The following is a 12,857-nucleotide window of genomic DNA, read 5'->3' as shown; positions in this document are numbered from 1 at the left end:
TTCGCTGTATGCTTCTGAAGCCTTGCGCTAGGGTCGTGAACCGGCCTTGAAGAACTCTTCCAGCTCTTCGAGGCTCTTCCCCTTGGTTTCGGGCATGGCGCGTTTCACCCAGGCGATGGCCACCAGTTGGAGCGCAACGAACACCAGGAACGTCGCCGAGACGCCCATCCAGGCAACCATTTGCGGGAAAAAGAAGCCCACCAGGAAGTTGAACATCCAGAGCACGAAGACGCAGATACCCATTCCCACCCCGCGCACGTGCAGCGGGAAGATCTCTGCCAGGGTCAACCAGGTGACCGTACCAATGCACGACTGCATGGAGGCCAGGAAGGTCACCATGAACAGCAGCACAAGGTAGCCACGCAGGGTTCCCCCCGGAACCGCGACGGAGATGATCGAAATGGCTGTGAGCGACACAGCGGTACCGGATAGCCCGGCAATGAGCATCGCCTTCCGGGGAAGCCTGGTCATCAACGACATACCCACGATCACGGCAACCACGGAAGTCACACCGTTGACCACGTTTGCCAGGAGCGCGCCCTGGTCGCCGAAACCGGAGGACGACAGGATGGACGTGCCGTAGTACATGATGGCGTTGACGCCGCTGATCTGGTTGATGATGGCAAGGCCGAGTCCCACCACGAAGATCCTGCGTATCCACGGCACGGTGAGGTCCTTGAAGGTGCCCATCCGGGACTGGTAATCCTCGCGCGCGGCGCGCCGGACGTCGTCGAACTCCGCAGAGACGTCGTCGGCGGCGCGGGTCTGCCGCAGGACATCCATCACCTCGCCGAACCGGCCCGAGGACGCCAACCAGCGGGGACTCTCGGGCAGTATGAGCATGCCGAACCACAGAATGACGGCGGGCAAGGTGGCAACAACCAGCATCCAGCGCCACACGTGCATCTCTTCAGGGAACAGGTTCCCGAGCACCGCGTTGAACGTGAAAGCCAGGAACTGGCCCGTCACAATCATGAGTTCGTTTTGGGTGACGATCCTGCCGCGCTGCGCGGCAGGCGACATTTCGGCCAGGTACACCGGGACGATCACCGAGGCACCGCCGACGGCGAGACCCAGGACAGTGCGGGCAAGCACCAGCAGCTCCGTGGTTGGTGCAAGGGAGCAGGCAACGGTGGCCACGGCGAAGATGACGGCCAGGCCCATGATGGTCCTGCGGCGGCCGAAGCGGTCGGACAAACGTCCGGCGCTGATGGCACCGAACGCCGCACCGAAGAGCAGCATCGAAGTGACGAGGCCCTCGGTCAACGGCGTCAGGCCCAGGTCTTTCTGCATGAACGGCAAGGCACCGTTGATCACGCCGGTGTCATAGCCGAACAGCAGGCCGCCGAACGTGGAGAACAGCGCCACCTTGCGAAGGAATTTCCTGGGGTTGGCCGGTTTGCCGGTTTTCCCTGCGGTTACGGGGAGCGAACCAACCGTCATTTTGTCCGGGCGACGTAGTCGACCATTGTCTTGAGCTGGTACCGGGAGACGTCCTCGGCATTCTCGTCCTCCGCGAACACGGAAGAGACCATGACGGTGTTCTCCTTGTCCAGGAAGCCGATCTCCTTCAGCCCGCCAAAGAACTCGTCCCAGTTCACGTCGCCGTCGCCGATCTTCAGGTGCTGGTGGACGCGGACGGCGTTGCCCGGCGGATTGGTGATGTACCGCAAGCCGTGGGACGCATGGTGGTCCATGGTGTCGGATACGTGCACCAGCCGCAGCTTGTCGCCGGCAGCCCGCATGATCTCCAGGGGCTTGTTGCCCATGTGGAAGCTGTGGGAGGCGACGTAGACCATGCCGATGTTCGGCGAGTTGACCCCACGGATAACCCGCAAAGCTGCCAGTCCGTCTTCCACGAAGTCGTCCGGGTGCGGATCGATCAGGACGTCCATGCCCTCGCGCTCGATGATCGGCAGCAGTTCCTCCATGGAACGGTAGAACGCACGCTCGGACTCTTCCGCCTTCTCCGGGCGGCCGCTGAACTCTGTGTTCATGGTCTGGACGCCGAGGTCCACTGCGATCTGGATAGCCCGCTTCCAGTAGCGGACGGCTGCCTCGCGTGCGTCTTCATCCGGGCCGGACCAGCGGAGGACGGGCAGGACAGAGGCGATCTCTACGCCGGCATCCTTGCACGCAGCTTTCAGCTTGCCTACCAGCTCGTCGTCGGCCTTGGGATGGTTGTAGAACGGGATGAGGTCCGCATGCGGGGTCATCTGCAGGTATTTGTAACCAAGGTCTGCCGCTACCCGGGGGAATTCGAGCAGGCCGTGGCTGTGGTGGAACGGTGTGGGGTCAAGGGCGATTTTCATGCTCAGTCCCCTACTTGTACAGGTCCGGCTTGGTGTTCAACTGGACCTTGACCTTTTCGCCGGACTTCTGCGCTTCGACACCAGCCTCGCAGCATGCTGCCGTGGCATAGCCGTCCCAAGCGGTAGGTCCGCCGATTTCGCCGCGGAGGGCGGCGTCCGCCCAAGCCTGCACCTCGACGTCGTACGCGGTTCCGAATCGTTCCTCGAAACCGGGGGTGACGTTTCCGCCCCACTTACCGGCTGCCTGGACGTAGGGGCCGTTGTCGCCGCCGATGCTCACGATGCCATCCTCGAAGGACGCCTGCGTGGCCACCTGGTAGCCGAACTTGGCGTTGACGTAGATTTCGACGTCGGCCAGCACACCGGATTCGGTTTCGAGCAGCACGTGCTGCGGGTCGTGCTGGCCGTTGGGTGCGCTGCGGGTCGGTTTGCCCAAGCGGACCTGGACGGAGGTGATTTCCTCACCGGTGAAGTAGCGGATGGCGTCGAACTCATGCACTACTGAGTCGTTGATCAGCATCTCGTTGGTGAAGCCCTCAGGCGTGGTGGGGTTGCGGTGCTGGTGGTGCAGCATCAACAACTCCCCCAATTCGCTGTTGCGGATGATGGCGCCCAGTGCCGAGTACTCGGCGTCGAAGCGGCGCATGAACCCCACCTGGATGCGCTTGTGGCCCAGAGCCTGCTCAGCCTGGACAACTTTCCAGGCGCTTTCGGCGTCGGGGGTCAGCGGCTTTTCGCACAGGATCGGGAAATCCTTCTCCAATGCCTTGTACAGGATTTCCTCGTGGAGGAAGCCCGGAGTGGCGATCAGCACGGCATTCACGTCGCCATTGTTGAGCGCTTCGTCTGCGCTGGCGAGTGCCACGGCGCCGTCGATACCCTCGATGGCGGCCTGGGCCCTGGCGAGGTCGACGTCGACGACGGCGGCCACTTCAGCGCCGTGGATGCGGGTGCTGAGGCGCTTGATGTGGTCCGCACCCATGCGGCCTGCGCCGATGACGGCAACGCGGAGAGTCTTTGTCACTGTATCTGTCCTTCGTGAAGTTCTTCTGGGGTGCTGCTGGCAGGGGCTACTGGGCTGCGTTACTCAACGCGGGTACGGGAACCGCAGGAAAGCAGGTAGTTGCGGGTGCGCTTGGCGATGGGCATTGGCACATCGAACGCTACCGGGTACATGTCCTGCTCCACGATGCCGAAGATGGGCCGGTTGAGCGCTTCGACTGCTTCGATGACTGCGCGCAGGTCCGGGAGGCCGTGCGGCGGCTCGGTCATGACGCCGGCCAGGTTGGCAGCCGCCCAGGTCATGTTCTTCTCGTTGACTTCGGCCAGGACCTGAGGGTTGATCTGCTTGAGGTGCAGGTAGCCGATGCGGTCCGGGTAGTTCTTGATCAGTTCCAGGCTGGAAGCTCCGCAGTATTCCGCGTGTCCTGTGTCCAGGCAGAGGTTCAAGTACTGCGGATCCGTGGCGGCCAGCAGGGTTTCGATGTCCTTTTGCGCGCCCACATGTGAATCCGCGTGGGAGTGGAACTGCTGGTGCAGGCCGAAGTCCTCCAGGAGGACCTTGCCCATCCGGTTGTGGCCGGCGAAGAGGTCCGCCCACTGCTCGTCCGTGAGTTCGCCGTTCTCCACAGCTTCGCCGGTGACGTCGTCGCGCCACATGGCGGGGATGACCACGATGTGTTCTCCACCCATGGCTGCGGTCAGTTCCGCGACCTTGCGGGCCGGCTCCCACGCTTCGTCGTACTGGCCGGCACCGCGGTGGAAGGCGGTGAAGACCGTTCCCGCCGTGACCTGGAGGTCCCGCTGTTTCAGTTCCTCGGCCAGGCGGGTGGGGTCGTTGGGCAGGTACCCGTAAGGGCCAAGTTCGATCCACTTGTAGCCGGACTCCGCAACCTCATCCAGGAATCGCTCCCACGGAGTCTGCTGGGGATCATCCGGGAACCAGACACCCCAGGAGTCCGGGGCGGTGCCGATGATCAGTTTGTTCTCGACATCAGTCATGACAGCGTTGTCTTCCTTTGCGGCGGTGGGGACTTAGTTGGAGGGGAAGTTGTAGGAAGCGCCGGAGGCGTGGGTGGGCTCGGGCCAGCGGGACGTGATGACCTTGCCGCGGGTGTAGAAGGAAACGCCTTCGGGGCCGTAGATGTGCTTGTCGCCGAAGAGGGAATTCTTCCAGCCGCCGAAGGAGTGGTAGGCCACCGGCACGGGCAGGGGAACGTTGATGCCGACCATGCCCACGGTGACGGAGCGCTGGAACTTCCGCGCTGCTGCGCCGTTGGAGGTAAAGATCGCGGTGCCGTTGCCGTACGGGTTGGAGTTGATCAGGTTGATGCCGTCCTCGAGGGTATTGACGCGTACTACCACCAGGACGGGTCCGAAGATTTCTTCGGTATAGGCGGTCATCTCGGTTTTGACGTGGTCGATCACGGTGGGACCTACCCAGAAGCCGTCTTCGTGGCCGGGGACCACCAGGTCACGGCCGTCCACCACCATCGCTGCACCGGCCTGCTCGGCTTCGGTGACGATCTTGACGATGCGTTCCTTGGAGGCCGGGGTGATGACCGGGCCCATTTCGGCGTCGGGCTCGGTGCCGTTGTTGACCTTCACGGCCAGGGCCCGTTCTTCGACCTTCTTCACGATCAGGTCCGCGGCGTCCCCGACGGCGACGGCCACCGAGATGGCCATGCAGCGTTCCCCGGCGGAGCCGAACGCGGCGGCGGCGAGGTGGTCGGCGGCGTTGTCCAGGTCAGCGTCAGGGAGCACGATTGCGTGGTTCTTCGCCCCACCCAATGCCTGGACGCGTTTGCCGTGCTTGGTGGCGGTTTCGTGGACGTACTGGGCGATCGGGGTGGAACCAACGAAGCTGATGCCATCCACGTCCGGGTGCGTCAACAGGCCGTCGACGGTCTCCTTGCCACCGTGCAGGACCTGGAACACGCCATCGGGCAGGCCGGCCTGCTTCCAGAGCTTGGCCAGGAGCATCGAAGCGGACGGGTCGCGCTCGGACGGCTTGAGGATAAACGCGTTGCCGGTGGCGATGGCCATCGGCGCCATCCACAACGGAACCATGACCGGGAAGTTGAACGGCGTGATGCCGGCAACGACGCCCAGGGGTTCGCGGAAAGAGAAGACGTCGATCCCGGTGGAGACCTGGTCCGAGTAGTCGCCCTTGAGCAGCTGCGGGATGCCGCAGGCGAACTCGATGACTTCCAGGCCACGGCCGATCTCACCCTTCGCGTCGGAAAGGACCTTGCCATGCTCAGCGGTGATTAGCTCGGCCAGCTCGTCCACGTGGGCTGCGACGAGTTCACGGAACTTGAACAAGACGGCGGTGCGCTTGGCCAGGGAAATGTCACCCCAGGTATCGGCCGCCTTGCGGGCCGCTGCGACCGTGGTGTTCAGGTCCGCCTCGTTGGCCAGGCGCAATTCACCGGTGACCTGGCCAGTGGCCGGGTTGTACACCGGCTGGGTACGGTCGCCCTCGCCCGTGGTTTCAGCGCCGTTGATGAAGTGGTGGATGGTGGTCAGTGTGGTCGTCGTCGACATGTGCGGACTTCCTTGTGGTCTGTGGGATCTGTGTGTCTGGGATTCAGCCGAGCAGCTTGCGCTGGCGGCTCTTGTGGTCTGTGTACGTCTTGTAGGCCTGCTGGGTGGATTCCAGCTCGGAGACTGCCGAGACGGGGACGTCCCACCAGGACTCGGAGCTCGGGGCGTCCAACAAGGGATCGGACTCGACGTGGATCACGATCGGACCGGTCTCCGGAGCTGCCTTGGCTTCCTTGATCGCCGCACCAAGGGCTTCGATGACGTTGTCGCCCGGTTCGATGCGGATGACTTTCGCGCCCAGCGACTCGGCGTTCGTGGCGAGGTCGATGGGCAGGTGCTCCCCGGCGTCGAAGCTGTGCTGCTCCTTGTCCAGAACCCGGTACTGGGTACCAAAGCGCTGGGAACCGAGGGACTCGGACAGCGAACCGATGGACGCGTAGCCGTGGTTCTGGATGAGGACCACGATCAGTTTGATGCGTTCGGCGACGGCGGTAACCAGTTCGGTGTGCATCATCAGGTAGGAGCCGTCCCCCACCATGACCACCACATCCCTGTCGGGGCCACCGGCTGCCGCTTCGGCCAGCGCTGCTCGTTTGACGCCGAGGCCGCCGGGGATTTCGTAGCCCATGCAGGAGTACGCGTATTCCACGTGGTAGCCGAACGGGTCCCGGACGCGCCACATCTTATGCAGGTCACCGGGCAGCGACCCCGCGGCACAGATGACAACGTCGTGGTCGTCCATGGCCTTATTGGTAGCGCCGATGATTTCGTTCTGGGCAGGCAACGGCGTGTAGCGGGTTTCGAAGGCTTCGTCCACGATCGCGTTCCAGCGCTTCTTCTCCGCCGCAACCTTCTCTTCCAGGTCCGCACCCACGCGGTAACCGCCCAAGGCCTGGTTGAGCTTCACCAGCGCCTTGCGGGCATCGGCGACGATCGGCAGCGTCGTGCCGTGCTTGTAGGCATCGATCGGCGCGACGTTGATGTTCACGAACTTTACGTCCGGGTTCTGGAACGCCGTACGGGATGCGGTGGTGAAGTCCTCGTAGCGCGTTCCGATCCCGATGATCAGGTCCGCTTCTGCCGCGATGGCGTTGGCCGCCGTCGTACCGGTTGAGCCGATGGCACCGAGGGAGAACTTGTGGTCCCAGGGCAGGACGCCGACGCCGGCCTGGGTGTTGCCTACCGGGATTCCGGTCAGCTCAGCGAACCTGGCGAGTTCGTCATTTGCGTAGGCGTACAGGACACCGCCGCCGGCAATGATCAGTGGGCGTTTCGCGGCGCGGATGGCCTCCACGGCACGGCGGATGTCATCGTCCTCCGCCTCGGGACGGCGGATCCGCCACTCACGTTCGGACAGGAACTCTTCGGGAACATCGAAAGCTTCGGCCTGGACGTCCTGCGGCAGGGAAATCGTCACCGCGCCCGTTTCGGCCGGATCAGTCAGGACCCGGAGGCCGTGGTGGAACGCGGAGAACAGCTGCTCCGGCCGGGAGACCCGGTCAAAGAACTTCGACAACGGCCGGAACGCGTCGTTCACCGTGATGTCGTAGGCGTACGGCAACTCCAACTGCTGCAACACAGGGTCAGCAGCGCGGGTAGCGAACGTGTCCGAGGGCAGCAGCAGAACGGGCAGGCGGTTGGTGGTAGCCAACGCGGCACCGGTCAGCAGGTTCGAAGAGCCCGGACCGATGGAGGTGCTGATCGCGAACGTCTGCCGGCGACGGGTATGCCGGGCATAACCGACGGCCTGATGGACCTGGGCCTGCTCGTTGCGCCCCTGGTAGTACGGCATGATGGACGGGTCCGCGGCCTGGTACTGCTTCAACGCTTGGCCCACCCCGGCTACGTTGCCGTGCCCGAAGATGCCGAACGTACCCGGAATCAGGCGCTCGCGGTACTCGACACCGGCCACCGAATCCACGGTGTACTGCTTGGAAAGGAACTCGACCACGGCCTGCGCCACGGTCATCCGGCGGGTAGACATCTGTTCTTACTCCGATACTTTCACGGGGATGCGGTCTGACGAAGGAGCCGGCCTGGCGGCGGACGCAGTGGCGGCAGCGGGCGCAGGGTTGTTCAGCAACGAGGCGGCCGTAGCGACGGCACCTGCCACATCGCCGTCGTGCGGGTAGAGCAGCGTCCGCCCAACAGTGAGGCCGCGGACGCCCGGAAGCGCGAGTGCCGCCTGCCAGGATGCGAACACCTCATCTTGCGTGCCGCTCGGGTCACCGCCCAGCAGGACGGTGGGAAGCGTGGTGGAAGCCATGACCCGTTCCATCTCGTCCACAACGGGCAACTTCATCCAGGTGTAGGCGCTGGTGGAACCCAGCCCTTCGGCGATACCGACCGACTTGATCACGGCATCCGCGCGGAGATCGTTGCGGACCTTGCCGTGCGAATCGCGAACAGACAGGAACGGCTCGACCATGGCGATGAGCTTGCGCTCGGCCAGGGAGTCTATGGCCTTGGCGGTGGCTTCCAGGGTCGCGACCGTATCCGGGTCGCCCAGGCAAATGCGGGTGAGCATCTTCCCACCGTCTGCACCGAGGGCCTCAAGGGCGGCGGCGGTGTGGCCAGTAAAGCGGTCATCGAACTCATTGACCAGGCCAGCGAGGCCGCCGCGGTTCATGGAACCAAAGACGAGCTTGCCTTCCAAGGCGCCCAGGAGCAGGAGGTCGTCCATGATGTCCGGCGAAGCCAGGATGCCATCCACGGCCGGGTTCGCCAAGGCGATCTGCAAACGGTCCAGCAGTTCCCGGCGGTCAGCCATGGCCATGGGGTCCGCGCCCACTGACAGGGCGCCGCGGGCCGGGTGGTCTGCTGCGACGATGAAGTTCTGCACGCCGTGCTTCAGGCCAGGATGACGACGGCGGGTGGCAGCTGCGCGGGCGACGGCCTCCGGATCTTCGAGCCGGATCCGGCTCAGGTGCTCATAGCGGCGGGGGTCATCGTTGGGGCTCAACGCACTGCTCCTTCGGTAAGGGTGGCACCGGGAATGGGGCGGCCGCGTTCGGCGAGCAGCGAGGTAACCTCGTCCGGCGTCGGCATTGCATCCGCGCACGAAACGCGGGAGGCGACGATCGCGCCCGAGGCGTTTGCGTAGTCCAGGACTTCGGACAAGGGCCAGCCGGACAGCAGGCCGTGGCAGAACGCGCCCCCAAAGGAGTCGCCTGCGCCCAGGCCATTGACGGTTTCCACCGGGACCGGCGCTGAGACCACACGCTCGGTTCGGGTCTTGGCCATCACGCCTTCAGCGCCAAGCTTCACGACGGCGATCTCGACACCGGCTGCCAACAGACGGTCCGCCTGCTCGTCGGGCGTCCCCTCGCCAACGGCTACGGCGCACTCCTTGTCGTTGCCGATTGCCACCGTGGCGTACGGGAGGATCTTGGCGACCTCAGCGCGGGCTTCCTCTTCGGAGGCCCAGAACATGGGGCGATAGTCCAGGTCCAGGATGGTGAACTGGCCTTCCTTCAGGCTGGTCCGGGGGCGGGCCTGGTGTGCTGCGAGGTGTGCGCCGCGGCTGGGCTCCTGGCACAGGCCGGTCACCGTGGACCAGAAGATCCTGGCTTCGCGGATCGCGTCCAGGTCGAGCTCTTCGGCCTGGATCTGCAGGTCCGGGGCCGTGGGAAAGCGACCGTAGAAGTAGAGCGGGAATTCGTCTGTTGCGGGCTTGATGGCGCAGAACGTCACCGCCGTGGGGTATTGGGTCACAGGTGAAACGAACGAGTCGTCCACGTTGAACTTGCGCAGTTCCCGGTGGAGGTATGTGCCGAAAGCGTCGTCGCCGGTGCGGGTAATGACTCCGGTGCGACGGCCGTGGCGGGCGGCAGCAACAGCCACGTTGGAGGGCGAACCTCCGAGGTACTTGCCGAAGGACGTCACGTCCTCCAGGTCCACTCCGATGTCGTTCGGGTAGATATCAACGCTGATGCGCCCGATTGTGAGCAGTTCGTGGGTCACGATGATCGTTGACCTTTCTCTTGTGAACTCTGAACCTCTGAGCGCTGGGCCCCGATGCCTTGCCACCCCTCAGTGAGCGGGGCCACATGACTACTTTGCACCAGATTTCATGTCCTGTCAAAGGTTTGTACTGACATATTTACAACATGACACAGACTGCTTTTACTTGCGCGGAACGGCCAGTTCTCCGGTGACATACTGGCTGCGCCCGAAGCCGAAGGACCAGTCCCCCGCAGTGTTTTCGACGTAGCCCACAAAGACGTCCTCGCCACGGATTCCCACAGCCGCCAAGCCGCTGGCGATCGCTTCGAAGAGGGAGCTTTTAGCCACCTGGCTCCGACCCTCCTGGGTGAAGATCTGGATCATCACCACGCCGGCGGTCCGCTCAAAACCAAGCCCGGCGTCCTGTGCGACGATCTGCCCCTGGGGATGTTCCGTGAGGATGTGGAAGTAGTCCCGTTCCGGTACTCCGTATTCAGCCAGGATGGCGTCGTGGATGGCCCGACTGATAGCTGTCAGTTCCTCTGGCGCACGGCCCTGGTTCACATCGATTCGAACGAGTGGCAAGGTGGTCCTCCTCCAATAGTTTGTCCTGACATGCTAACAAACCTATGATGTGTGTGTACAGCACGTGCGCGACACCCATCCCGGCCCAGGACACCCACATCCGGGCGTCACCAACGAATATGCGCGGCACCAACGAATATGCGCGTCGCACCCGCTCTGCGCCCACCAACGACGGAAGGGGCACCGGGCCGCCGCCGCGACACCCATGCACGTACGCGACACCCATCCCGGCCCAGGACACCCACATCCGGGCGTCACCAACGAATATGCGCGGCACTCAGGAACGGGGGGTTAAAGTACGACGACGGCCCGGCACCTTCCGTGGGGAAGGTACCGGGCCGTCGTCGTGAGTTAGCTGTAAAAGCTAGAGCGTAGCGAAAACCTCGCGCAGGAGCTTGGCGGTCTCGGAAGGCGTCTTGCCGACCTTCACGCCTGCGGCTTCGAGAGCTTCCTTCTTGGCCTGGGCCGTGCCTGCCGAGCCCGACACGATGGCGCCTGCGTGGCCCATGGTCTTGCCCTCAGGGGCCGTGAAGCCTGCCACGTAGCCGACAACCGGCTTGGTGACGTTGGCCTTGATGAAGTCGGCTGCGCGCTCTTCAGCGTCGCCACCGATTTCGCCGATCATGACGATTGCCTTGGTCTCGGGGTCAGCCTCGAACGCAGCCAGGGCGTCGATGTGCGTGGTGCCGATGATGGGGTCGCCACCAATACCAATAGCCGTGGAGAAGCCGAGGTCGCGGAGTTCGTACATCATCTGGTAGGTCAAGGTACCGGACTTGGAGACCAGGCCGATGGGGCCCTTGCCCGTGATGTTCGCCGGGGTGATGCCAACCAGTGCTTCACCAGGGGTGATGATGCCGGGGCAGTTCGGTCCGATGATGCGGGTAACCTGCTTGCCCTCAGCGTCCACCTTGGACTGGGCCAGTGCCCAGAATTCGGCGGAGTCCTGGACCGGAACACCTTCGGTGATGACAACAACGAGGCCGATGCCGGCTTCGATGGCTTCAACCACTGCGTCCTTGGTGAATGCCGGCGGTACGAAGACGATGGAAACGTCCGCGCCGGTTTCAGCCATGGCTTCCTTGACGGTGCCGAAGACGGTGATTTCCTTGTCGCCGTGCAGGACCGTGGTACCGGCCTTGCGGGCGTTGACGCCACCAACAATGTTGGTGCCGGCCTTGAGCATCAGTGCGGTGTGCTTGGTGCCTTCGCCGCCGGTGATGCCCTGAACGATGACCTTGGAGTCTTTGTTGAGGTAGATAGACATTCTCGGGTCCCTTTACTTAGCTGCGTTGGCGAGCTCGGCGGCCTTGTCGGCGCCCTCGTCCATGGTGGCCGCCAGGGTAACCAGCGGGTGGTTGGCCTCGGTCAGGATGCGGCGGCCTTCCTCGACGTTGTTGCCGTCGAGGCGAACAACCAGCGGCTTGTTCGCGGAGGTACCGAGCTCGGCCAATGCACCAACGATGCCCTTGGCAACAGCGTCACAAGCGGTGATGCCGCCGAAGACGTTCACGAACACGCTCTTGACCTGGGAGTCGCCCAGGATGACGTCCAGGCCATTGGCCATGACCTCGGCGGAAGCTCCACCGCCGATGTCCAGGAAGTTTGCCGGCTTCACGTTGCCGTGGTTTTCGCCTGCGTAAGCAACGACGTCCAGGGTGGACATCACAAGACCGGCGCCGTTGCCGATGATGCCTACTTCGCCGTCCAGCTTGACGTAGTTGAGGTCCTGCGCCTTGGCCTTGGCCTCGAGCGGATCAGCTGCGTCCTTGTCCTCCAGCGTGGAGTGGTGCACGTGGCGGAAGTCAGCGTTCTCGTCCAGGGAAACCTTGCCGTCGAGGGCAACGATGTCGCCTGCGCCGGTGCGGACGAGCGGGTTGACCTCAACCAGGGTTGCGTCTTCCTTCTTGAAGACGTCCCAGAGCTTCAGAATGACGTCGGCCACTTTGCCGCGCAGTTCTTCAGCGAAACCTGCTTCGGCGACGATTTCGTCGGCCTTGGCCTGGTCGATGCCTACAGCGGGGTCGATCGCGATCTTGGCAAGCGCCTCGGGACGCTCGACAGCAAGCTGCTCGATTTCCATGCCGCCCTCAACCGAGCACATGGCCAGGTAGTTGCGGTTGGCTCGGTCCAGGAGGACTGAGAAGTAGAATTCCTCGGCGATGTCAGCACCCTGCGCGATCATCACCTTGTTGACGGTGTGGCCCTTGATGTCCATGCCCAGGATGTTGGTGGAGTGCTCAAGCGCCTCTTCGGCAGTCTTGGCAACCTTGACGCCGCCAGCCTTGCCGCGGCCACCAACCTTAACCTGTGCCTTGACGACAGTTACGCCGCCGATCTTCTCGGCAGCTGCCTTTGCTTCTTCAGGAGTGTGCGCCACGATGCCGGCGAGCACGGGTACACCGTGCGCTTCGAACATATCGCGCGCCTGATATTCAAACAGGTCCACGGTTTAGTGTCCTTCTACGT

At 63.6% G+C, this 12,857-nt stretch carries 11 protein-coding genes; all 11 read right to left on the bottom strand.

Annotated features, from left to right (window positions below; all coding sequences use genetic code 11):
* Positions 1-27: 27 nt before the first annotated feature.
* Positions 28-1,443: a sugar porter family MFS transporter gene (locus J2Y68_RS04645; RefSeq protein WP_309990350.1), complete on the bottom strand. Its 1,416-nt coding sequence runs from the start codon at positions 1,441-1,443 to the stop codon at positions 28-30.
* On the bottom strand, positions 1,440-2,312 hold the full coding sequence (locus J2Y68_RS04640) for a sugar phosphate isomerase/epimerase family protein (RefSeq protein WP_309990347.1): 873 nt from the start codon (positions 2,310-2,312) through the stop codon (positions 1,440-1,442). The genes J2Y68_RS04645 and J2Y68_RS04640 overlap by 4 nt, the downstream gene beginning before the upstream one ends.
* Positions 2,313-2,322: 10 nt before the next feature.
* A complete protein-coding gene (locus tag J2Y68_RS04635) occupies positions 2,323-3,336 on the bottom strand; it encodes a Gfo/Idh/MocA family protein (RefSeq protein WP_309990345.1) in 1,014 nt (337 codons plus the stop codon).
* A gap of 59 nt (positions 3,337-3,395) precedes the next feature.
* Positions 3,396-4,313 carry a sugar phosphate isomerase/epimerase family protein gene (locus J2Y68_RS04630; RefSeq protein WP_309990342.1) on the bottom strand — a complete coding sequence of 306 codons (918 nt, stop codon included), beginning with the start codon at positions 4,311-4,313 and terminating at the stop codon, positions 3,396-3,398.
* Between the two features lie 33 nt (positions 4,314-4,346).
* A complete protein-coding gene (locus tag J2Y68_RS04625; protein ID WP_309990340.1) occupies positions 4,347-5,858 on the bottom strand; it encodes a CoA-acylating methylmalonate-semialdehyde dehydrogenase in 1,512 nt (503 codons plus the stop codon).
* 43 nt (positions 5,859-5,901) lie between these two features.
* Positions 5,902-7,827, bottom strand: a complete 1,926-nt coding sequence (gene iolD / locus J2Y68_RS04620) for a 3D-(3,5/4)-trihydroxycyclohexane-1,2-dione acylhydrolase (decyclizing) (protein ID WP_309991619.1) — start codon at positions 7,825-7,827, stop codon at positions 5,902-5,904.
* Positions 7,828-7,848: 21 nt separating this feature from the next.
* On the bottom strand, positions 7,849-8,820 hold the full coding sequence (locus tag J2Y68_RS04615) for a Cgl0159 family (beta/alpha)8-fold protein (protein WP_309990335.1): 972 nt from the start codon (positions 8,818-8,820) through the stop codon (positions 7,849-7,851).
* A complete protein-coding gene (iolC, locus tag J2Y68_RS04610; protein ID WP_309990331.1) occupies positions 8,817-9,821 on the bottom strand; it encodes a 5-dehydro-2-deoxygluconokinase in 1,005 nt (334 codons plus the stop codon). Before iolC ends, J2Y68_RS04615 begins: the two co-directional genes overlap by 4 nt.
* Positions 9,822-9,983: 162 nt before the next feature.
* Positions 9,984-10,388 carry a tautomerase family protein gene (locus tag J2Y68_RS04605; RefSeq protein WP_309990328.1) on the bottom strand — a complete coding sequence of 135 codons (405 nt, stop codon included), beginning with the start codon at positions 10,386-10,388 and terminating at the stop codon, positions 9,984-9,986.
* Between the two features lie 364 nt (positions 10,389-10,752).
* Positions 10,753-11,655 (bottom strand): succinate--CoA ligase subunit alpha, encoded by a 903-nt coding sequence (sucD, locus tag J2Y68_RS04600; protein ID WP_309990324.1) that lies wholly within the window; start codon positions 11,653-11,655, stop codon positions 10,753-10,755.
* A 12-nt stretch (positions 11,656-11,667) separates the two neighbouring features.
* The gene (gene sucC, locus J2Y68_RS04595; protein WP_211712897.1) at positions 11,668-12,837 is read right to left on the bottom strand and encodes an ADP-forming succinate--CoA ligase subunit beta; all 1,170 of its coding nucleotides are present in this window, start codon (positions 12,835-12,837) and stop codon (positions 11,668-11,670) included.
* Between the last annotated feature and the right edge of the window lie 20 nt (positions 12,838-12,857).

This window comes from Paenarthrobacter nitroguajacolicus (assembly GCF_031455195.1).
GTDB classification, from domain to species: domain Bacteria; phylum Actinomycetota; class Actinomycetes; order Actinomycetales; family Micrococcaceae; genus Arthrobacter; species Arthrobacter nitroguajacolicus_D.
Note: the sequence above shows the minus strand (reverse complement) of the source record. Positions and strands in the feature narration are given on the sequence as shown.